Raw genomic sequence first — 19,860 nt, 5'->3', positions numbered from 1 at the left:
GTGCGGCCGCCCTCCTGCTGAGCCCCTGCAAAAAAGCGGTTCGATTATGCGCACAGACGGCGTCCAGCGCAATGCGGGAAATCGGCGATAATCAAGGTTTGGCAAACCTTTCCGGCCGCGCCACACGCGGCCGAGAGCCATTCGGCGCCACAGCGCCCGTTGTCACCGTGACTGATTCCAAGACCCTCGCGGATCGCATCGAAGATCTGCTTCCCCAGACGCAATGCACGAAGTGCGGCTATGACGGCTGCCGTCCGTACGCCGACGCGATCGCCGCCGGCGACGCGAACTACAACCAGTGCCCGCCCGGCGGCGCCGAAGGCATCGCGCGCCTCGCGAGCCTGCTCGGCAAGCCCGTGATTCCGCTGAACCCCGTCAACGGCACCGAGCATCCGCGCGCGGTCGCGTTCATCGACGAAAGCCTGTGCATCGGCTGCACGCTGTGCATGCAGGCATGCCCGGTCGACGCGATCGTCGGCGCACCGAAACAGATGCACACGATCGTCGAATCGCTGTGCACGGGCTGCGACCTGTGCGTGCCGCCCTGCCCGGTCGACTGCATCGCGATGGTCCCCGTGACCGGCGAGCGCACCGGCTGGGACGCGTGGTCGCAGCAACAGGCGGACGCCGCGCGCGAGCGCCACGACCGCCGGCTCGCGCGCCAGCGCCGCGAACGCGAGGCCGCCGAAGCGCGCGCCGCCGCCCGCCGCGCGGCCAGCGCCGGTGCGGCCAAGGCGGCGCCGGAGGCGGCAGAGCCCGGCAAACAGCCTGACGCACCGAGCGCTGCCCCGGCCGACGACGCCGACGCGAAGAAACGCGCGATCATCGCCGCCGCGCTCGAACGCGCGCGCAAGAAGAAGGAAGAACTGTCCGAGCAAGGCACCGGGCCCAAGAACACCGAAGGCGTGAGCGCGGCCGTGCAGGCGCAGATCGACGCGGCCGAAGCCCGCCGCAAGCGGCTCGCCGAGCAGCAGACGCAGCGCGACGAGCAAGCCGCGGCAGCCGGCGACGAAAACGACAACGAAAGCGACAACGACGATCCAGACAACAACGACGACCGGGCCAGTCCGTCCGCGCCGCCCAAGAACCGTCCATGAACGCCACCAAACGACGCGCGATCTACGAAACGCTGCAAAGCCTCAATCCGCATCCGACCACCGAGCTCGAATACACGACGCCGTTCGAGTTGCTGATCGCGGTGATGCTGTCCGCGCAGGCGACCGACGTGTCGGTCAACAAGGCGATGCGCAAGATGTTTCCGGTCGCGAACACCCCGCGACAAATCGTCGCGCTCGGTGAAGAAGGCGTCGCCGACTACATCAAGACGATCGGCCTGTACCGCACCAAGGCGAAGAACGTGGTCGCCGCGTGCAACATCCTGCTCGAGCGCTACGACGGCGAGGTGCCGGCCGATCGCGAAGCGCTCGAGAGCCTGCCGGGCGTCGGGCGCAAGACCGCGAACGTCGTACTGAACACCGCGTTCGGCCAGCCGACGATCGCGGTCGACACGCATATCTTCCGCGTCGCGAACCGCACGGGGCTCGCGCCCGGCAAGGACGTGCGGGCCGTCGAGGCCGCGCTCGAGAAGTTCACGCCGAAGGAATTCCTGCAGGACGCGCATCACTGGCTGATCCTGCACGGGCGCTATGTGTGCAAGGCCCGCAAGCCCGAATGCTGGCACTGCGCGATCGAGCCGCTGTGCGAATTCCGGCCGAAGACGCCGCCGCCGAACGACTGAGCGCGAGCCGCGGCTGACGGGCCGCGCGCGTTGCAACCGACCGGCTCCATTGCCGCGCCGGCGGCTTTCCCCTTTCCTGCTATGCGTTGGACGTCGCCGTTGCGTCGTCAGCCGCCGCGCCGCCCGCGCGCACGAGCGCCAGCACGGCCGCGAGGATCGCGACGCCGCCGGCCCACTGCAGCGGCGACAGCGCCTCGCCGAACAGCAGCGCCGCGAGCGCGACCGTCACGACCGGTTCGAGCGTCGACAGCATCGACGTACGCGCGGCCCCGAGCCGCTCGAGCCCGGCGAAGAACGCGAGCATCGCGGCGACCGTCGACACCAGCGCGATCGCGAGCATCGACGCCCAGCCCGCGGTGGTCGCCGGCCAGCGCGGCGGCACGCCGAACGCCGCGGTCCGCACGATCGCGATCGCGACGAGCGTCGCGGTCGCCGACAGGCAGATGATCGCGGTGGTCGCGAGCGGATCGACGCCGCGCGTCGCCTTCGTGCCGCCGACGATGTACAGCGAATAGATCACCGCGGAGGCCAGCGCGAGCGCGATGCCGAGCGGCTCGCCATGGCCGCCGCCGACCATCAGCGCGGAGCCCGCGACACAGAGCACGAGCGCGACCGCCTTCGCGCGCGTCAGGCGCTCGCCGAGCCACCACGCGGCCAGCAGCGTGACGAAGGCCGGATACAGGTACAGCAGCAAGGCGACGAGGCTCGCCTGCGCATGCTGGAGCGCGCTGAAATAGCAGAACGACTGTCCGACGTAGCCGAGCGCGCCCATCGCCACGAGCGGCACGAGCGTGCGGCCGCGCGGCCATGCGACGCGGCGGTGCCGGGCGATCGCGGCGAGAATCGCGCCGCCGATCGCGAAGCGCACGATCAGCAGCCCGAGCACGTCGACGCCGGCCGCATACGCATAGCGGCCGAAGATCGCCATCGCGCCGAATGCGGCGGCGGACAGCGCGACATAGAGCGCGCCCTGCAGCGCGGGGGACGATGAGCGGGCGGTGGCGGACATGGTGAGCGGGTTGAGCGGGCAAGCGCGACGACGGGAATCGTCGGAGTGTAGCGGCGCGGCGGCCGGCAGCCTAGCCCGCGCTTACCCGTTGCGCCGCGGCCCGCGCAGGCTGGCTGCCGCCCACGCAGCCCCCGCCGCCCATGCCGCCCACGCCACCCACGGACCGCGACGATCGCGCCCCGCCCCCGCGCCCACCGCCGCCAGCACCGCGCGCCGACCCGGCGTACAATGCGCGACGCGGCATGACGCCGCCCGAATCACGACGTTTCCCCACCATGTTCAATCCGAGTCGCGACGAAGTCCGTCGCTTTTTCACCGAGACCTGGCGCAAGCAGCGCGCCGGCGAGATCCTGACGCCGCTGGAAGCGATGGCAGCCGACTGGATCGTCGAGCACCCCGAATACCACGCCGACCTTGCTGACGCCGACGGCGCCACCGCGCGCGACTACACGCCCGAGGAAGGCCGCACGAACCCGTTCCTGCACCTGTCGATGCACCTCGCGATCAGCGAGCAGCTGTCGATCGACCAGCCGCCCGGCATCCGCGCCGCGCACGACAAGCTGGCCGCGAAGCTCGACTCGACGCACGAAGCGCAGCACATGATCATGGAATGTCTCGGCGAGACGATCTGGGAAGCGCAGCGCACCGGCACGCCGCCCGATACCGACGCGTACCTGCAGCGCATCCTGCGCCGCGCGTCGCGCGACTGAGCGCCGCGGACAAAAAAATACCCCGCCATGGCGGGGTATTCCTGCTGCACGGGCCGGCAAGGCCCGGCGCGCTTACTTCTCTTACTTCTTGAAGACCAGATCGGTCTCTTTCAGCGACTCGATGTAGGCCGCGATGTCCTTCATGTCGCTGACCGACAGGTTCTGGACCTGCGCCTGCATGATCGCGTTGTTGCGACCGAGCAGCGGATTCGTCAGCCCCATCTGGTACTGGCGCATCGACCACACGAGGTAATCGGCATGCTGGCCCGCGAGACGCGGATACTCGGCGTTGATCGGCTTGTTCAGTTGCGCGCCGTGGCAGGCCGCGCAGTTGTGCGACTCGACCAGTTCCTTGCCCTTCGCGATGTCCGCCGCGTGCGCGGTACCGATCGCGAGGCCGGCCACCAGTGCAACCGCCGCCGTCTTGAATGCGTTGTTCATGAATGCTCCTGTCCCGCCGGTCAGATCGGCGGCGCGCGCTTTACTTGTAGGGATTGTCCTTCGTGTCGGCCTTCTGGGCGGCGTAGTAGGCCGCCAGATCCGCGATGTCCTGGTCCGTCAGCGAACCGGCGATCGCGTTCATCGACGGGAAGTGACGATCCTTCTTGCGGTAAGCCTTCAGCGCGTTCTCGAGGTATTGCTGGTTCTGGCCGCCAAGGACGGGCACCCGGTAGACCTCCGGGTACGCCGCGCGGTAATCCTGGATGCCGTGGCAACCGATGCACATGGCGGCCTTGCCCGCCCCGTCCTTCGGGTTGCCGACCACACCGGCCGCCTGCGCGCTGCCCGCGAGCGCCACGAGCGCCGCGACAACGACGTGTTTGCCGACGAATTTGTTCATAGCTCTTGTAACCTAGCTTGAGGGGAAACTGGCGCCGAAGCGGCAACGGCCCGCGCCGTTTTGCTTATCGGATCGCCACGCAGGCCAAAAAAAACGGCCAGATTGTACCGCGTCGGCGGGGAACGCGTCCACCAGGCGGCCCGGTCCGCCCCGCCGCAGCTCCGCAACGATACGCGCCCCCGGCCCGACTGGACAGCCCTTCTGACTTATACTGGGTTTTTTTGCGATTAAGAAGAGCGCCACCATGCGTTTCGAAGGATCCTCGCACTACGTCGCCACCGACGACCTGAAACTCGCGGTCAACGCCGCGCTGACGCTGCAACGCCCGCTGCTGATCAAGGGCGAGCCCGGCACCGGCAAGACGATGCTCGCCGAGGAAGTGGCGGCCGCGCTCGACATGCCGCTGCTGCAGTGGCACATCAAGTCGACGACCAAAGCGCAGCAGGGCCTGTACGAATACGACGCAGTATCGCGGCTGCGCGACTCGCAGCTCGGCGACGAGCGCGTGAAGGACATCTCGAACTACATCGTGAAGGGCGTGCTGTGGCAGGCATTCGACGCCGAGCGCCCGAGCGTGCTGCTGATCGACGAGATCGACAAGGCCGACATCGAATTCCCGAACGACCTGCTGCGCGAGCTCGACCGGATGGAATTCCACGTGTACGAGACGCGCGAGACCGTGCGCGCGAAGCACCGCCCGCTCGTGATCATCACGTCCAACAACGAGAAGGAGCTGCCCGACGCGTTCCTGCGCCGCTGCTTCTTCCACTACATCCAGTTTCCCGACGCGGCGACGATGCAGAAGATCGTCGCGGTCCACTTCCCGAACATCCGCGAGGAGCTGCTGCGCGCGGCGCTCGAGAGCTTCTTCGAATTGCGCACCGTCTCGGGGCTGAAGAAGAAGCCGTCGACGTCCGAGCTGCTCGACTGGCTGAAGCTGCTGCTCGCCGAGAACATCCCGGCCGACGCGCTGCGCGGCGTCGACGCGAAGCAGATCGTGCCGCCGCTCGCGGGTGCACTGCTGAAGAACGAGCAGGATCTGAGCCTGCTCGAGCGGCTCGTCTACATGAACCGGCACAACCGGTAACCCACCCGCGAAGGCCCGGCCATGCTGCTCAATTTCTTCTACGCGCTGCGCGCAGCCAAGCTGCCCGTCTCGGTGAAGGAATACCTGACGCTGCTCGAATCGCTGAAGGCCGGGCTGATCTCGCCGTCGATCGACGCGTTCTACTTCCTCGCGCGCATGACGCTCGTCAAGGACGAGCAGTACTTCGACAAGTTCGACCAGGCGTTCGGCGCGTATTTCCACGGCGTGTCCGCGTTGCCGTCCGAAGCGTTCGACCTGCCACTCGACTGGCTCGAGCAGCGTCTCGAACGCGAGCTGTCGCCGGAGGAAAAGGCGCAGATCGAGGCAATGGGCGGGCTCGACAAGCTGATGGCGCGCCTGAAGGAACTGCTCGACGAGCAGAAGGAACGCCACGAAGGCGGCAACAAGTGGATCGGCACGGGCGGCACGTCGCCGTTCGGGCACGGCGGCTACAACCCCGAGGGCATGCGCATCGGCGGCCCGTCGAACGGCAACCGCACGGCGGTCAAGGTGTGGGAGGCGCGCGCGTACCGCGACTACGACGATTCGGTCGAGATCGGCACGCGCAACATCAAGGTCGCGCTGCGGCGCCTGCGCCGCTTCGCGCGCGAAGGCGCGGCCGAGGAACTCGACCTGCCCGGCACGATCCGCAGCACGGCCGCGAACGCCGGCTGGCTCGACCTGCGGATGGTGCCCGAGCGCCACAACAACGTGAAGGTGCTGATGCTGCTCGACGTCGGCGGCTCGATGGACGACCACATCAAGCGCACCGAGGAGCTGTTCTCGGCCGCGAAAGCCGAGTTCAAGCACCTAGAGTTCTACTACTTCCACAACTGCGTGTACGACCACCTGTGGAAGAACAACCGCCGCCGTCATTCGGAGCGCACCGCGACGTGGGACGTGCTGCACAAGTTCACGCCCGACTACAAGCTGATCTTCGTCGGCGACGCGACGATGAGCCCGTACGAAGTGCTGCAGCCCGGCGGCTCGGTCGAATACAACAACCCGGAAGCCGGCGCCGTCTGGCTGCGCCGCCTCGCCGACCAGTTCCCCCACCATGCATGGCTGAACCCCGAGCCCGAGCGGCTATGGGAATACCGGCAATCGGTCGCGGTGATCCGCGACCTGCTCGGCCAGCGCATGTATCCGCTCACGCTCGCGGGCCTCGAAACCGCGATGCGCGCGCTCAGCAAGTAACGAACCCAACCCGCAGACACGAAAGCCGCGTCCGAGCGGCCCTCCCCCGGAGATAGCATGAACCCTTCGCCCACCGCGAGCGCAGCGCGCGCCGGCGGCCGCCGCTTTTTCACCGATACGTCCGTCTCCGCGCTCGTCGCCGGCTTCGTCGCGATGATGACGGGCTACACGAGCTCGCTCGTGCTGATGTTCCAGGCCGGTCGCGCCGCGCACCTGAGCGACGCGCAGATCTCGTCGTGGATCTGGGCGCTATCGATCGGCATGGCGCTGACGACGATCGGGCTGTCGCTGCGCTTTCGCGCGCCCGTTGTGGTCGCCTGGTCGACGCCCGGCGCCGCGCTGCTGATCGCGTCGCTGCCCGGCGTGCCGTATCCCGAGGCGATCGGCGCGTTCGTCGTGTGCGCGCTGCTGCTGACCGCGGTCGGCGTGAGCGGGCTGTTCGACACGCTGATGCGGCGCATTCCGGCGGGAATCGCGGCCGCGTTGCTCGCGGGCATCCTGTTCGAGATCGGCATCGAGATCTTCCGCGCCGCGCAGTTCCAGACCGCGCTCGTGCTCGCGATGTTCTTCACGTACCTGATCGTCAAGCGGCTCGCGCCGCGCTACGCGATCGTCACGACGCTGATCGTCGGCACCGCGGTGGCCGGCGGCCTCGGCCTGCTCGACTTCAGCCGCTTCCACATCGCGCTCGCGCAGCCCGTGTTCACGATGCCCGCGTTCTCGCTCGCGTCGATCGTCAGCATCGGCATTCCGCTGTTCGTCGTCGCGATGGCATCGCAGAACGTGCCGGGCATCGCGGTGCTGCGCGCGGACGGCTACGCGACACCGTCGTCGCCGCTGATCGCGACCACCGGCCTCGCATCGCTGCTCCTCGCGCCGTTCGGCTCGCACGGCGTGAACCTCGCGGCGATCACCGCGGCGATCTGCACCGGCCCCGAAGCGCACGAGGAGCACGCGAAGCGCTACACGGCCGCCGTGTGGTGCGGCACGTTCTACCTGATCGCCGGGATCTTCGGCGCGACGATCGCCGCGCTGTTCGCGGCGCTGCCGAAAGCGCTCGTCGTGTCGGTCGCCGCGCTCGCGCTGTTCGGCTCGATCATGAGCGGGCTCGCGAACGCGATGCAGGACGTGAAGCAGCGCGAGGCCGCGCTCGTCACGTTCATGGTCACCGCGTCGGGACTCACGCTGCTGTCGATCGGCTCGGCGTTCTGGGGGCTCGTCGCGGGGATCGTCACGCAGGTGATCCTGAACGCACGGCGCCCCGCGTAGCGCCGCCCCACGGCGGGGGCCCGCCCTGCAAACGGCACGCCAAAACGTCCGCGACACGAATCGGGCCTAAAATGATGAATCGGAGGCGGCGCCCGGCGCCGCTTCGCTTCGCCGCCGCGCTCGCGCGGCCCGTGAGAACCCCGGCGCCCCGCGCCCTCCTCCCGAATCGCCATGACTACCGCACTCGACCAGCTGAAGCAGTACACGACCGTCGTCGCCGACACGGGCGATTTCCAGCAGCTTGCGCAATACAAGCCGCAGGACGCGACCACGAACCCGTCGCTGATCCTGAAGGCCGTCCAGAAGGACGCGTACAAGCCGATCCTCGAGAAAACCGTCCGCGATCACCGCGACGAATCCGCCGATTTCATCATCGACCGCCTGCTGATCGCATTCGGCACCGAGATCCTGAAGCTGATCCCGGGCCGCGTGTCGACCGAGGTCGACGCGCGCCTGTCGTTCGACACGCCGCGCTCGATCGACAAGGGTCGCGAACTCATCAAGCTGTACGAAGACGCCGGCATCGGCCGCGAGCGCATCCTGATCAAGCTCGCGTCGACGTGGGAAGGCATCCGCGCGGCCGAAGTGCTGCAGAAGGAAGGGATCAAGTGCAACATGACCCTGCTTTTCTCGCTCGTGCAGGCCGCCGCGAGCGCGGAAGCCGGCGCGCAGCTGATCTCGCCGTTCGTCGGCCGCATCTACGACTGGTACAAGAAGCAGGCCGGCGCCGACTGGGATGAAGCGAAGAACGGCGGCGCGAACGATCCGGGCGTGCAGTCGGTGCGCCGCATCTACACGTACTACAAGACGTTCGGCTACAACACCGAAGTGATGGGCGCGAGCTTCCGCACGACGAGCCAGATCACCGAGCTTGCGGGCTGCGACCTGCTGACGATCAGCCCCGACTTGCTGCAGAAGCTGCAGGACAGCAACGACACGGTCGAGCGCAAGCTGTCGCCGGACGCGCTGCTCGACAAGCCGACCGAGCGCGTCGCGATCGACGAGGCCTCGTTCCGCTTCCAGCTGAACGACGAAGCGATGGCGACGGAAAAGCTGTCCGAAGGCATCCGCGTGTTCGCCGCCGACGCGGTGAAGCTCGAAAAGCTGATCGACTCGCTGCGCTGATCCGCACCGCGCATCACTGCTGTCAGTTGAACTGTCAGCAACGCTGACAACAGCCGTCAGCACGCGCCGCGAACGGCCGCGAACCTCGTGTTCGCGGCCGTTTTATTTTTCGTTCCATCGTCAAGCGCGCGCACTACAATCCACGTCACGAGTGCGCCGGCCGCATCCCGACGCGCTCTTCCCGGTCAATCCTCGAAGTACCCGGGCCGGCCCCGACATGCCAGCCCGGTCAACAGGAGACAACGATGCAAGTCCAACCGTACCTGACGTTCTACGGCCGCGCGGAAGAAGCCCTTCAGTTCTACGAAAAGGCGCTCGGCGCGAAGACGATGTTCAAGATGCATTTCAAGGATGCGCCGCCCAATCCCGATTACCCGATGACGCCGGAAATGGCCGACAAGGTCATGCATGCGAGCTTCACGATCGGCGACTCGACGATCATGTGCTCGGACGGCGACTGCAGCCAGCCGGGTGGCGGCACGCACGCCGGTTATTCGTTGTCGCTGAACCCGGCGACGGTCGAGGAAGGCCAGAAGCTGTTCAATGCGCTCGCCGACGGCGGCGAAGTGACCATGCCGTTCGGCAAGACGTTCTGGGCGCTCGGCTTCGGGATGGCGAAGGATCGTTTCGGCGTGCACTGGATGGTCAACGTCGAAGATCTGTCGCAGCGCGAGGATCTCGCGAAACGCGCGCAGGGCTGACGCCAGCGAAAACGCCCGCCACTTCGCAGTGACGGGCGTCGTTGTTGCGGCGCGATGCGCGGCGCGCGGCCGCGCCGCCCGTATCAGCTCTCGACCACGTCGAGATAATCCTCCGGCCGCGTGCGGTCCTCCGCGTGCGTCATGCCCATCACGCGCACCAGCACGCTCACCGCCACCGACACCACCAGGTTCACGATCAGCGACCACACGGCCGCGTAGCCGGGAATCGCGAGACCGAACAGGTGGATCGTGAAGATCGATCCGGCCAGCTTCAGCGAGATCGCCATCCACGTGCCGCACACGATGCCTGCCGCCCAGCCGGCCAGCAGGCCGCGATGGTCGAGCATGCGCGTGTACAGGCCGAGCACGATCGCCGGCAGCGTCTGGATGATCCAGATTCCGCCGAGCAGCTGCAGCTGGATCGCATACGTCAGCGGCAAGCCGAGGATGAACGCGACCGCGCCGACCTTCACGATCAGCGACACGAGCTTCGCGACGTGCGTCTCCTGCGCGTGCGTCATGTTGCGGTTCACGAACTCGCGGTGGATGTTGCGCGTGTACAGGTTCGAGGCCGCGATCGACATGATCGCCGCCGGCACCAGCGCGCCGATGCCGATCGCCGCGAACGCGACGCCGACGAACCACGACGGGAAATACTCGAGGAACAGCGCGGGCACCGCGAAGTTCGGGCCGAACGCCTTGAAGTACGGCGCGTACTGCGGCATGTCCTTCACGCCCGCCGCGAGCGCCATGTAGCCGAGCAGCGCGAGCAGGCCGAGCACGAACGAGTACGCGGGCAGCATCGCCATGTTGCGGCGGATCGAGTTGCCCGACGACGACGACAGGATCGCCGTGACCGAGTGCGGATACAGGAACAGCGCGAGCGCGGAACCGATCGCGAGTGTCGCGTACGCGCTGTAGCCGTTCAGGCTCGTCGCGTCGGGCGCCTTCAGCAGCAGCTTGGCCGGCGGCACCGACGCGAAGATGTGCCCGAAGCCGCCGAGCTTCGCGGGAATCACGATGACGGCTGCCGCGATCGTGATGTAGATCAGCACGTCCTTCACGATCGCGATCATCGCGGGCGCGCGCAGCCCCGACGTGTACGTGTACGCGGCGAGGATCGCGAACGCGATGATGAGCGGCAGGTCGCCGACGAAGCCGGTCGTGTCGAAACCGAGCGCGCCGATCACGACTTCGATGCCGACGAGCTGCAGCGCGATGTACGGCATCGTCGCGAGGATCCCCGTCACCGCGATCGCGAGCGCGAGCATCCGGCTGCCGTAGCGTGCGTTCACGAAGTCGGCGGCCGTCACGTAGCCGTGGCGCTTCGCGATGCTCCACAGCTTCGGGAACACGACGAACGCGAACGGATAGATCAGGATCGTATAGGGCAGCGCGAAGAAGCCCATCGCACCGGCGCCGAACACCAGCGCGGGCACCGCGACGAACGTATAGGCCGTGTAGAGATCGCCGCCGAGCAGGAACCACGTGACGATCGTGCCGAAGCGGCGTCCGCCCAGGCCCCACTCGTCGAGATGGGCGAGATCGCCGCGCCGCCAGTTCGCGGCCAGGAAACCGATGATCGTGACGCCGATGAACAGCAGCACGAAGACGAAGGTTGCGCCGAGGTTCATTGCGCACCTCCCTGCGGGCCGCTCGCCTTCCACGCGTTCTTGGTCTTGAAATAGACGAACGCGGTAATCACCGCGCTAATGAAGACCCACAGCAGCTGGTACCAGTAGAAAAACGGAAAGCCGAACCATTGCGGTTCGATCTTGCTGTACGACGGTACCCAGACCATCGCGATCAGCGGCAGCACCAGCAGCCAGAGCCAGCGCTTGGCGGCCCGATTGGCGTCGGCATCGTGAGCCATGACGTCTCCTCTTGTTTCCCGGTTATCGATCTTGTTGAGCGGGTACGGCGCCGGGAGGAGCGGCGAAACGGGTAGGCTGCGGCTCCCCTGGCTTCGCGCCAGTATAGGAGCCGCGGGCACGCGGTCAAGCAGGGGCGAACCCGAGGTGATCCGCCCCCAGTCGCGCGGTTGCACCGGGATGCGGCCGGTGCATGAGCGTCAGATCGCGAACGAGGATTCGCGTGCGCCGGTCGTTTCTTTCAAAGCTTTCACCCACTTGCGCGCGGGCAGCTTCAGCGTGTCCTCGATCAGCTTCGCGCGTGCTTCCAGCTGCGTGAACGACACGTCGAGCACGGGGCCCGAGAACGCGATCGCGATCCGGTTGCCGTCGTGCACTTCCGGCAGCGCGATCACGCGATGGTCGAACGCCGCGTTCAGGTGCTTCATGTTGCGCACGAAGCTCGGATGGTCGCCGAACAGGTTGATCGTCGCGATGCCCGCGTCGGCGAGGCAGCCGCGCACCGCGCGGTAGAACGCGACGCTGTCGAGCACCGGGCCGCGCGCGGTCGCGTCGTACAGGTCGATTTGCAGCGCGCCCGTCGTGCCGCGGTTGGCCGGATCGTTGACGAAATCCCATGCGTCGGCTTCGTGCACGACGAGGCGTTCGTCGTCGGGCGGCAGCGCGAACATCGTGCGCGCCGCGACGATCACGGCCGGGTTCAGTTCGACGGCCTCGACCTTCGCGTGCGGCAGGAAGCGGTGCGAGAACTTGGTCAGCGCGCCGGTGCCGAGCCCGAGCTGGACGATCCGTTCCGGCGTTTCGAGGAACAGCAGCCACGCCATCATCTGCTGCGCGTATTCGAGCTCGATGTGCAGCGGCTTCGAGATCCGCATCGCGCCCTGCACCCATTCGGTGCCGAAGTGCAGGAAGCGCACGCCGCGCTCTTCCGAGAATGTGACGGGCGCGAAGCGCGGCTTGCGCGGCGCTTCGAGCACGGGCACGTCGTCGTGTTCGTCGATTTCCGGGCGGCGCTTCATGCGCGGCGGCTGGAGCTTGTCGGAGCCGTTGTAGGCGGACGCCTTGCGTTGCTTGAACGCGCGCGCCTCGGCGGACGCGCGCTTGATGAGTCGGGACATGATTGAATCTCGCAGGGTGATGCTGGGTGATGCCGGATGAGCGGACGAGAGGATAGCATTGGTGGGAGGGGGTCGGCCGCACGGCAAGCGCAGGACGTGCCGAACGGTGACGATCCTTGGACTACCACTCACGACAGGGCGTCATATGACCTCGAACGACAAAAAGATCTGGTTTCCGGCCAAGCGCTACGGATGGGGATGGGGTTTGCCGGTCGCGTGGCAAGGTTGGGTGGTGTTGCTGCTGTTCGCGATCGGGATTGGCGTCACTGTATGGCTTCTGCCGCCGAAACAATCGCCGCTTGCGTACAGCGCGTGCATCGTGGCGTTGGTCGCGCTGCTCACCGCCGTTTGCTGGATCAAGGGCGAGAAGCCCCGGTGGAGATGGGGCAAGGACGAGTGACTACGAGGCGCGCAGCGGAAACGTCCACGCTGATCTTCATCAAGGCGCGCAAATGCATGCTGCGCTCGATCACACCCTGCCGACGACTTCGCAGTGCCGGTCGTGAGCGTGGTCGCCAGCGCTGGCCGCTCAGCGCGCAATATGCCGCCACTGCTCCAGCTTCTGCTCGAACGACAGCATCGCATTCGCCGGGCTCGACGAAGGCAGCACCAGCGTTTCATACCCGGCCTGCCCGATCACGTCGGCAAAGCGCCCGGCCGTCTTCCCGTTGAAACACACCTTCTTCAGCAACGGCGCATGCTCGCGCAACGACGCAAAGTCGTTCGGCTTCGCATTCCGGATCGCAGAATCGAGACTGCCTTGCCGATGGCATGCATCGAGGACATCCCAGATGCCGATCCCGTGCGAAAGCACGCGTTCGAGCCGCGCGTCGTACACAAGCTCGTGCAGCCCGGGCTCGCCGAGCACCGCACCGAGCAACCGCCAGAACTGATTGCGCGGATGCGCGTAGTACTGCGCGGCATCGAGCGACGCCTCGCCCGGAAAGCTGCCGAGAATCATCGTGTGCGTATTCGGCCCGACGACCGGCGGAAAACCTTGCAACATCACACTGCCCCGCGCGGCCCGTCGCCATGCGCATCGAGATGGCGCCACAGCGCGGGCAGCATGCACTCGGTGACCATCAACGGCTCGCCGTGCCGCTGGAACACCGAACGCCGCGCGACGAACGCATGCGGCGCCCGCGCCCCCAGCAACGCATGGCTTGCGAGCGCATACAGCGGATGACCGGCGATCACGCGCCGGCTGACGAGCGCCGAGCGCTCGACCTGCGGATCGCTGTACAGCAGCTCCGCGAGCGGCCGCGTGCGCAACCGCCGCATCGCCTGCCATACCCCCTTGCTGGCCGCGAGCGGCGCGATGCTGTGCGCGGCGACGTACGGCGTGCCGTCGACCGACAGGATCACCTCGCGCACCCACATTGGCGCGCGCGGCGCACTGTCGAGCGCGTCAGGCTCGTCGAACCACGGACAGTCGACGGCCTCGCGCGTCACGCGCACGCTCACGCGGCCGAGCCGCGCGAGATGCGCGGTCAGCGAACCGCCGCGCGTCAGCCAGTCGCGCTGGTCGAGCGTGCAGCCGGGCCGGGGCGTTGCGCGCCAGCCCGCCTGTGCGCCGTCGAATCGAATCCGCTTGCTCACGCAGCGCGCGACAGCAGCAGCGCGTTGGTCCGCTTCACGAAGCTCGCCGGATCGTCGAGCATCCCGCCTTCGGCCAGCAATGCCTGGTCGAACAGCAGATGGCACCAGTCGCCGAAATTGGCGCTGTCGGCGTTTAGCTGCTTCACGAGCGCGTGCTCCGGGTTGATCTCAAGGATCGGCTGCATCGCCGGCGCGTTCTGACCGGCCGCCTTCAGCATCCGCTGCAGGTAGCCGCTCATGTCGTTGTCGTCCGCGACGAGGCACGACGGCGAATCGGTCAGGCGGAACGTGACGCGCACTTCCTTCACCTTGTCGCCGAGCGCTTCCTTCATCTTCTCGACGACCGGCTTGATCGCCTCGCCGGCCTGCTCCTGCGCCTTCTTTTCCTCGTCGTTCAGCTCGCCGAGGTCGAGATCGCCGCGGGCAACGCTCGCGAGCGGCTTGCCGTCGAATTCATGCAGGAACGACAGCATCCATTCGTCGACGCGATCGGTCAGCAGCAGCACCTCGACGCCCTTCTTGCGGAACACTTCCAGATGCGGGCTGTTCTTCGCGGCCTGCCACGTATCGGCGGTCACGTAGTAGATCTTGCTCTGCTCCGGCTTCATGCGCGACACGTAGTCGGCGAGCGACACGTCCTGCGCATCGGTGTCGCCGTGCGTCGACGCGAAGCGCAGCAGCTTCGCGATGCGCTCGCGGTTCGCGTGATCCTCGCCAAGGCCTTCCTTCAGCACCTGGCCGAATGCGCTCCAGAACGTCTTGTACTTCTCCTTGCCGGCATCGTCTTCCGCGTTGGCGAGTTCCTCGAGCATCGACAGCGCGCGCTTCGTAACGCCTTCGCGGATCGCCTTCACGTCGCGGCTTTCCTGCAGGATTTCACGCGACACGTTCAGCGGCAGGTCGGCCGAATCGACCACGCCCTTCACGAAGCGCAGGTATTGCGGCAGCAGCTGCTCGGCGTCGTCCATGATGAACACGCGCTTCACGTACAGCTTCAGGCCGCCGCGGTAGTCGCGGTTCCACAGATCGAACGGCGCGTGCGCCGGCACGAACAGCAGCTGCGTGTATTCGCTGCGGCCCTCGACGCGGTTGTGCGTCCACGTGAGCGGATCCTGGTGGTCGTGCGCAACGTGCTGGTAGAACTGCGTGTACTGCTCGTCGGTGATGTCGCTCTTCGAACGCGTCCACAGCGCGCTCGCCTGGTTGACGGTCTCGTCCTCGTCCTTCAGGACCATCTCGCCCTTTTCCTGATCCCACTCTTCCTTCTGCATCAGGATCGGCAGCGCGATGTGATCGGAATACTTCTGGATGATCGACTTCAGGCGGTGCGACGACAGCAGCTCGTCCTCGCCTTCGCGCAGGTGCAGCGTGATCGTCGTGCCGCGCTGCGCGCGCTCGATCGCGTCGATCGTGAAGTCGCCCTCACCCGCGCTTTCCCAGCGCACGGCTTCGTTCGCCGGCAGGCCGGCGCGGCGCGTCTCGACGGTGATTTTGTCAGCGACGATGAAGCCCGAGTAGAAGCCGACGCCGAACTGGCCGATCAGTGCCGCGTCCTTCTGCTGGTCGCCGGACAGCTTCGTGAAGAATTCCTTGGTGCCCGAGCGCGCGATCGTGCCGAGGTTCGCGATCGCCTCGTCGCGGCTCATGCCGATGCCGTTGTCGTCGATCGTGATCGTGCGGGCGGCCTTGTCGAAGCCGATGCGGATGCGCAGGTTCGGATCGTTCTCGTACAGCGCGTTGTCCGCGAGTCCTTCGAAACGCAGCTTGTCGGCCGCGTCGGACGCGTTCGACACCAGTTCGCGCAGGAAGATTTCCTTGTTGCTGTAGAGCGAATGAATCATCAGGTGGAGGAGTTGCTTGACCTCTGCCTGAAAGCTCATCGTTTCGTGTGCCATGGATGCTGTTTCCTCTTACTTGAACTTGAATGGTGTGACGCGGGCGCCCGGCGCGCGATGCCGGAGGGCCCGTCAAGGACGACCGCCTGGCGCAAGCGGTTTGCGCGGGTATCTGGGGCCGGGCTGCCGGATTTCAAGGGGCGGCGTAGCGCCCCGTCACGACGCGCGCCGCGCCGCCGACTCGATATAGCGCGCGAGAAAGCCCGGCAGCGCCGGATCGCCGCAGTTCGCGACGTTGAAGCGCGTCCACGTCGACGGCGACTGCTGCGGCGAGAACAGGCTGCCCGGCGTCAGCAGGAAGCCTTCCTCGTGCGCGGCGGCCGCGAGCGCGTCCGAATCGACGCCCGTGTCGGCCCACAGGAACATCCCGGCTGCCGGCATCGCGAATAGCCGCAGCCCGGTGCGCTCGAGCATCCGCGCGGTCTTGTCGCGCACGCCGTCGAGCCGCGCGCGCAAGCGCTCGACGTGGCGCCGGTAATGCCCTTCGGTCAGGATCTTGTAGAGCACGCGCTCGTTGAGCTCCGGCGTCGTCATCCCGACCAGCATCTTCTGGTCGGTGATCGCCTTCGCGATCTCCGGCGCGCAGGCGACATAGCCGACCCGCAAATTCGCCGCGAGCGTCTTCGAATAGCTGCCGAGGTAGATCACGCGCTTCAGCTGGTCGAGGCTCGCGAGCCGCGTCGCCGGGTAGCTCGGCGGGCACAGGTCGCCGTACACGTCGTCCTCGACGACGAGAAAGTCGTACGCCTCCGCGAGCTTCAGAATCCGGAACGCCTGCGCGGCCGACAGCGACGTGCCGGTCGGGTTCTGCAGCACCGAATTGATCACGAGCATCTTCGGCCGCCACATCTGCACGAGCGTTTCCAGCGCGTCGAGATCGGGGCCGTCGGGTGTATACGGCATGCCGACGAGCTGCGCGCCCTGCGACGCGAAGCGGCCGAACATCTGGAACCACGCGGGATCGCCGACGATCACCGCGTCGCCCGGCTGCACGTAGATGCGCGAGATCAGGTCGATCGCCTGCGTGATGCCCGACACCATCACGAGCTGCTCGGGCTTCGCGCCGATCTCGACTTCCGCGAGCCGCGTCTGCAATTGCTGGCGCAGCGGCAGAAAGCCCTGCGGCGTGCCGAAGCCGAGCATCTGCGCGCCGGACTGGCGCCCGAGCGCGCGCAGCGAGCCGGTGATCAGCTCGCCGTCGAGCCAGCGGCCCGGCAGGTAGCCGAGACCCGGCCCCTTTTCCGGGCTGGCGGTGTGCAGCATGTTGCGCAGCAGCCAGACGACGTCGATCGTGTTGTGCACGGGCGCGGCCTCCGCCACGCGCGCCACGTTGTCGACCGGCTGCGGACCGACGGCCGTGCGCTCGCGCACGTAGAAACCGGAGCCGCGCCGCGAATCGAGATACCCCTGCGCGACGAGCCGCTCGTACGCCTCGACGACGGTAAAACGCGACACGCTCTTGTCGAGCGCGAGCTTGCGGATCGACGGCATGCGCATGCCGGGCCGGAACACGCGCTCGTCGATGCGCCGCCGCGCCCACTGGACAAGCTGGTCGACGAGCGTGAGCGTGGCCGTATCGTGCGGCGCGGGGATCTGGGCGAGAGGGACGGTGGACACGGGCGGGCAACTCCAACTGTACCGAAGGCTATCGCGCCGATTGTACCGTTACTGTGCCGGTGCGGACGATTACAGTTGACCTCAAATGGCGACGTGCGGCCGCCGTTCCGGCCCACCCGCACGCGGTGCCGCACCGCCCGGCGTGCAGCACGGCGCAGCGCGGCCCGGCGCACCGGCCGGTCGCGCCCCCGTCCGCCCACCATGACACTTTCGCTTCCCGACCGACGTTCATGCCAGCCCGTTCCCTGACCCTCGACCATCTCGTGATCGCCGCGCGCACGCTCGACGAAGGCGTGCGCCACGTCACCGACGCGCTCGGCATCGAACCGGCCGGCGGCGGCCGCCATCCGCTGATGCGCACCCATAACGCGCTGTTCGGCGCGTGGGGCGGGCTGTACCTCGAAGTGATCGCGATCGATCCCGACGCACCGGCCACCGGCGACGACGCCACGCCGCCGCGCGCACGGCTGTTCGGCCTCGACGACCCGGCGATGCACGCTCGGCTCGCGCAGGGCCCGTTCCTCGCGCACTGGGTCGCGCGCGTCGACCGCCCGCGCCAGCTCGCGCTGTGGCAGAGCCAGTACCCGGCGCGCATCGCGCCGGTCGTCGCGATGCGGCGCGGCGACCTGAGCTGGGGCCTCACGGTGCCCGACGACGGCGCGCTCCCCGCGTGGCAAGGCGCGGGCGACGGCCTCGTGCCGTCGCTGATCCAGTGGGACAGCCCGCGCCATCCGGCCGAATCGCTGCCGGACAACGGCGTCGCGCTGAAGTCGCTCAAGGGCGTCCACCCGCGTGCGGACACGATTCGCGAGCAGCTCGACTGGCTCGGCGCCGGCCATCTGCTCGACGTCGAAACCGGCGACGGGCCGCCCGCGCTCGTCGCGGAATTCGACACGCCGCAAGGCGCACGTACGCTGCGCTGAGCGCCGGCCGCCCCTTCGATTACACGAACCCAGCCAAACCCGGCAATACGGAGACACCCAGTACTTGACGTCCTCACCCGCCTAAAGGCAGGTGATTCCCACACCTGGCGATGCACGTCCGCATCGGAGAATGTTCAGCGCAGCGTTGATATCACGATCATGCACGACACCACAGCCATCGCAGGCCCACTCTCTTACTCGCAGTCCCGCGATACCTTTCGGCCGCGTCGTGCTGTCTTTCGATCCGCACGCCGAACAGGACTGGGTAGAACCGCTTTCGTCGACTTCCTCAAACGTGGCCCCGTGCGCCATCGCCTTGTAACGGAGCTTGTTTCGGAAGGACGACCAGGATGCGTCGTAGACGCTCTTCGCCATCCTGGTTCTGGCGAGCTTCGCGGCCGACACGTTGCCGACCGCGAGGTAATCGAAACGCCGCACCAGATCGAGCGCGAGCTTATGCTGGAAATCGGCGCGGGCATTCGCGACCTTGGCGTGCAGCTTCGCGATATGTCGCTTGTGCTTTCGCGCTCGCTGCGCTTTCGCCAGCTTCTCCGCCGCGCGTCGGCCGAATCGGTCATTGGGCAGCTTCTCGCCGGTCGAAAGTGTGGCGAAGTCTTTCAGGCCGAGATCGATGCCGACGCCGGAACGGATTGGGCGGGCCTGCACATCGGGCATCTCGATCACGATGTTGAGAAACCAGTTTCCCCTCGCATCCTGCGCGAAACTGGTTCCATCCTTGATCTTGCCTTCGGGAAGCGATCGGCTGTTGAACACGCGAAACGTGTTGCCGGCGAAACGGAACGCGTCACCCTCGCGCTTCAGGTCGCGGCCCTTCAGCGGCACCCAGCCCAGCGATTTCCTGCCGCGATAGCGCAGGTAGGGGCGTCGGTTCTTGCTGCGCGACTTCGCGTATTGCTCGCACGTCGCGTTGATCGTGCCGGAGTGGATGCCGAGTTCCTTACTGCTGCCGGTGGTAAGCACATTCAAGTCGAAACCCGTCGGCCACCTCTTGTTCCACTTGAGCGCGTGCTTCTGCGTGTCGTTGCAGAAGTTCCAGACGTAGTTCACCGCACGGCTCTGCTTGTTAAGCAGTCCGTTGAGCGACTTCACCCGGTAGCGGTAGACAAGAATCATGCCGGTGATCCTAACCTGTGGAAGAA

21 protein-coding genes are annotated in these 19,860 nt (G+C 67.0%); 10 read left to right on the top strand and 11 right to left on the bottom strand.

From position 1 onward, the window contains the following. Positions 1-71 precede the first annotated feature (71 nt). Both rsxB and nth read left to right on the top strand, forming a co-directional pair. Entirely contained in the window at positions 72-1,097 is a 1,026-nt protein-coding gene (gene rsxB / locus ABIC50_RS22015; RefSeq protein WP_354166885.1) for an electron transport complex subunit RsxB, read from the top strand. Continuing rightward, positions 1,094-1,738: an endonuclease III gene (gene nth / locus ABIC50_RS22010; protein WP_175656566.1), complete on the top strand. Its 645-nt coding sequence runs from the start codon at positions 1,094-1,096 to the stop codon at positions 1,736-1,738. Before rsxB ends, nth begins: the two co-directional genes overlap by 4 nt. A 79-nt stretch (positions 1,739-1,817) precedes the next feature. On the opposite strand, the gene ABIC50_RS22005 is transcribed toward nth, so the two are convergent. Further along, on the bottom strand, positions 1,818-2,747 hold the full coding sequence (locus tag ABIC50_RS22005; RefSeq protein WP_175656565.1) for a DMT family transporter: 930 nt from the start codon (positions 2,745-2,747) through the stop codon (positions 1,818-1,820). Positions 2,748-2,989: 242 nt separating this feature from the next. On the opposite strand from ABIC50_RS22005, the gene ABIC50_RS22000 reads away from it, so the two are divergent. After that, positions 2,990-3,457, top strand: a complete 468-nt coding sequence (locus ABIC50_RS22000; RefSeq protein WP_373421674.1) for a DUF1841 family protein — start codon at positions 2,990-2,992, stop codon at positions 3,455-3,457. Positions 3,458-3,538: 81 nt separating this feature from the next. Here the strand turns inward: ABIC50_RS22000 and ABIC50_RS21995 are convergent, their stop codons facing one another. Together ABIC50_RS21995 and ABIC50_RS21990 are read right to left on the bottom strand one after the other, a co-directional pair. After that, complete coding sequence (locus ABIC50_RS21995; RefSeq protein ID WP_126228269.1) at positions 3,539-3,898, bottom strand: c-type cytochrome; 360 nt, start codon at positions 3,896-3,898, stop codon at positions 3,539-3,541. Between the two features lie 40 nt (positions 3,899-3,938). Beyond that, positions 3,939-4,298: a c-type cytochrome gene (locus ABIC50_RS21990; protein WP_006754446.1), complete on the bottom strand. Its 360-nt coding sequence runs from the start codon at positions 4,296-4,298 to the stop codon at positions 3,939-3,941. 244 nt (positions 4,299-4,542) lie between these two features. Between ABIC50_RS21990 and ABIC50_RS21985 the strand changes: the two genes are divergently transcribed. The 5 genes from ABIC50_RS21985 to ABIC50_RS21965 all read left to right on the top strand — a co-directional run bounded on the left by ABIC50_RS21985 (position 4,543) and on the right by ABIC50_RS21965 (position 9,677). Continuing rightward, positions 4,543-5,385, top strand: coding sequence for an AAA family ATPase (locus ABIC50_RS21985; RefSeq protein WP_354166806.1), 843 nt, complete (start codon positions 4,543-4,545; stop codon positions 5,383-5,385). Between the two features lie 21 nt (positions 5,386-5,406). Continuing rightward, positions 5,407-6,582: a vWA domain-containing protein gene (locus ABIC50_RS21980; RefSeq protein WP_354166803.1), complete on the top strand. Its 1,176-nt coding sequence runs from the start codon at positions 5,407-5,409 to the stop codon at positions 6,580-6,582. Positions 6,583-6,639: 57 nt separating this feature from the next. Continuing rightward, positions 6,640-7,851: a benzoate/H(+) symporter BenE family transporter gene (locus ABIC50_RS21975; protein WP_354166801.1), complete on the top strand. Its 1,212-nt coding sequence runs from the start codon at positions 6,640-6,642 to the stop codon at positions 7,849-7,851. Between the two features lie 171 nt (positions 7,852-8,022). Then, complete coding sequence (gene tal / locus ABIC50_RS21970) at positions 8,023-8,976, top strand: transaldolase (protein ID WP_165751814.1); 954 nt, start codon at positions 8,023-8,025, stop codon at positions 8,974-8,976. Positions 8,977-9,221: 245 nt separating this feature from the next. Then, positions 9,222-9,677: a VOC family protein gene (locus ABIC50_RS21965; protein ID WP_354166799.1), complete on the top strand. Its 456-nt coding sequence runs from the start codon at positions 9,222-9,224 to the stop codon at positions 9,675-9,677. 83 nt (positions 9,678-9,760) lie between these two features. Here ABIC50_RS21965 and mctP read toward each other — a convergent pair whose 3' ends face one another. From mctP to ABIC50_RS21950, 3 genes are all read right to left on the bottom strand, one after another. Beyond that, positions 9,761-11,311, bottom strand: coding sequence for a monocarboxylate uptake permease MctP (gene mctP, locus ABIC50_RS21960; RefSeq protein ID WP_105833017.1), 1,551 nt, complete (start codon positions 11,309-11,311; stop codon positions 9,761-9,763). After that, positions 11,308-11,550: a DUF3311 domain-containing protein gene (locus ABIC50_RS21955; RefSeq protein ID WP_006754439.1), complete on the bottom strand. Its 243-nt coding sequence runs from the start codon at positions 11,548-11,550 to the stop codon at positions 11,308-11,310. The genes mctP and ABIC50_RS21955 overlap by 4 nt, the downstream gene beginning before the upstream one ends. Before the next feature lie 198 nt (positions 11,551-11,748). Then, complete coding sequence (locus tag ABIC50_RS21950; RefSeq protein WP_165751815.1) at positions 11,749-12,666, bottom strand: class I SAM-dependent methyltransferase; 918 nt, start codon at positions 12,664-12,666, stop codon at positions 11,749-11,751. 145 nt (positions 12,667-12,811) lie between these two features. On the opposite strand from ABIC50_RS21950, the gene ABIC50_RS21945 reads away from it, so the two are divergent. Further along, positions 12,812-13,066 (top strand): hypothetical protein, encoded by a 255-nt coding sequence (locus tag ABIC50_RS21945; RefSeq protein WP_354166796.1) that lies wholly within the window; start codon positions 12,812-12,814, stop codon positions 13,064-13,066. Positions 13,067-13,195: 129 nt separating this feature from the next. Here ABIC50_RS21945 and ABIC50_RS21940 read toward each other — a convergent pair whose 3' ends face one another. The 4 genes from ABIC50_RS21940 to ABIC50_RS21925 form a co-directional block, all read right to left on the bottom strand. Continuing rightward, positions 13,196-13,672, bottom strand: coding sequence for a DNA-deoxyinosine glycosylase (locus ABIC50_RS21940; protein ID WP_126228275.1), 477 nt, complete (start codon positions 13,670-13,672; stop codon positions 13,196-13,198). Further along, a complete protein-coding gene (locus tag ABIC50_RS21935) occupies positions 13,672-14,253 on the bottom strand; it encodes a chorismate--pyruvate lyase family protein (protein WP_354166883.1) in 582 nt (193 codons plus the stop codon). The genes ABIC50_RS21940 and ABIC50_RS21935 overlap by 1 nt, the downstream gene beginning before the upstream one ends. 8 nt (positions 14,254-14,261) lie before the next feature. After that, a complete protein-coding gene (gene htpG, locus ABIC50_RS21930) occupies positions 14,262-16,160 on the bottom strand; it encodes a molecular chaperone HtpG (protein ID WP_342612899.1) in 1,899 nt (632 codons plus the stop codon). 156 nt (positions 16,161-16,316) lie between these two features. After that, a complete protein-coding gene (locus ABIC50_RS21925) occupies positions 16,317-17,777 on the bottom strand; it encodes an aminotransferase-like domain-containing protein (protein WP_011657563.1) in 1,461 nt (486 codons plus the stop codon). Between the two features lie 230 nt (positions 17,778-18,007). On the opposite strand from ABIC50_RS21925, the gene ABIC50_RS21920 reads away from it, so the two are divergent. After that, positions 18,008-18,700: a VOC family protein gene (locus ABIC50_RS21920; protein ID WP_354166794.1), complete on the top strand. Its 693-nt coding sequence runs from the start codon at positions 18,008-18,010 to the stop codon at positions 18,698-18,700. An 81-nt stretch (positions 18,701-18,781) separates the two neighbouring features. On the opposite strand, the gene ABIC50_RS21915 is transcribed toward ABIC50_RS21920, so the two are convergent. Then, positions 18,782-19,834, bottom strand: coding sequence for an RNA-guided endonuclease InsQ/TnpB family protein (locus ABIC50_RS21915; protein ID WP_354166792.1), 1,053 nt, complete (start codon positions 19,832-19,834; stop codon positions 18,782-18,784). Positions 19,835-19,860 lie beyond the last annotated feature (26 nt).

The sequence above is a fragment of the Burkholderia sp. 567 genome, from assembly GCF_040545115.1.
In the GTDB taxonomy this organism is placed as follows: Bacteria; Pseudomonadota; Gammaproteobacteria; order Burkholderiales; family Burkholderiaceae; genus Burkholderia; species Burkholderia ambifaria.
Note: the sequence above shows the minus strand (reverse complement) of the source record. Positions and strands in the feature narration are given on the sequence as shown.

What these genes read in the sequence shown, in the direction of transcription:
- ABIC50_RS21985 (WP_354166806.1), top strand. Translation starts at nt 4,543, where the DNA reads ATGCGTTTCGAAGGATCCTCGCACTACGTCGCCACCGACGACCTGAAA.
- ABIC50_RS21940 (WP_126228275.1), bottom strand. Translation starts at nt 13,672, where the DNA reads ATGTTGCAAGGTTTTCCGCCGGTCGTCGGGCCGAATACGCACACGATG.
- ABIC50_RS21950 (WP_165751815.1), bottom strand. Translation starts at nt 12,666, where the DNA reads ATGTCCCGACTCATCAAGCGCGCGTCCGCCGAGGCGCGCGCGTTCAAG.
- ABIC50_RS21975 (WP_354166801.1), top strand. Translation starts at nt 6,640, where the DNA reads ATGAACCCTTCGCCCACCGCGAGCGCAGCGCGCGCCGGCGGCCGCCGC.
- ABIC50_RS22000 (WP_373421674.1), top strand. Translation starts at nt 2,990, where the DNA reads ATGACGCCGCCCGAATCACGACGTTTCCCCACCATGTTCAATCCGAGT.
- ABIC50_RS21980 (WP_354166803.1), top strand. Translation starts at nt 5,407, where the DNA reads ATGCTGCTCAATTTCTTCTACGCGCTGCGCGCAGCCAAGCTGCCCGTC.
- ABIC50_RS21965 (WP_354166799.1), top strand. Translation starts at nt 9,222, where the DNA reads ATGCAAGTCCAACCGTACCTGACGTTCTACGGCCGCGCGGAAGAAGCC.
- ABIC50_RS21920 (WP_354166794.1), top strand. Translation starts at nt 18,008, where the DNA reads ATGCCAGCCCGTTCCCTGACCCTCGACCATCTCGTGATCGCCGCGCGC.
- ABIC50_RS21945 (WP_354166796.1), top strand. Translation starts at nt 12,812, where the DNA reads ATGACCTCGAACGACAAAAAGATCTGGTTTCCGGCCAAGCGCTACGGA.
- rsxB (WP_354166885.1), top strand. Translation starts at nt 72, where the DNA reads ATGCGGGAAATCGGCGATAATCAAGGTTTGGCAAACCTTTCCGGCCGC.
- ABIC50_RS21995 (WP_126228269.1), bottom strand. Translation starts at nt 3,898, where the DNA reads ATGAACAACGCATTCAAGACGGCGGCGGTTGCACTGGTGGCCGGCCTC.
- ABIC50_RS21915 (WP_354166792.1), bottom strand. Translation starts at nt 19,834, where the DNA reads ATGATTCTTGTCTACCGCTACCGGGTGAAGTCGCTCAACGGACTGCTT.
- htpG (WP_342612899.1), bottom strand. Translation starts at nt 16,160, where the DNA reads ATGGCACACGAAACGATGAGCTTTCAGGCAGAGGTCAAGCAACTCCTC.
- tal (WP_165751814.1), top strand. Translation starts at nt 8,023, where the DNA reads ATGACTACCGCACTCGACCAGCTGAAGCAGTACACGACCGTCGTCGCC.
- nth (WP_175656566.1), top strand. Translation starts at nt 1,094, where the DNA reads ATGAACGCCACCAAACGACGCGCGATCTACGAAACGCTGCAAAGCCTC.
- ABIC50_RS21990 (WP_006754446.1), bottom strand. Translation starts at nt 4,298, where the DNA reads ATGAACAAATTCGTCGGCAAACACGTCGTTGTCGCGGCGCTCGTGGCG.
- ABIC50_RS21955 (WP_006754439.1), bottom strand. Translation starts at nt 11,550, where the DNA reads ATGGCTCACGATGCCGACGCCAATCGGGCCGCCAAGCGCTGGCTCTGG.
- mctP (WP_105833017.1), bottom strand. Translation starts at nt 11,311, where the DNA reads ATGAACCTCGGCGCAACCTTCGTCTTCGTGCTGCTGTTCATCGGCGTC.
- ABIC50_RS22005 (WP_175656565.1), bottom strand. Translation starts at nt 2,747, where the DNA reads ATGTCCGCCACCGCCCGCTCATCGTCCCCCGCGCTGCAGGGCGCGCTC.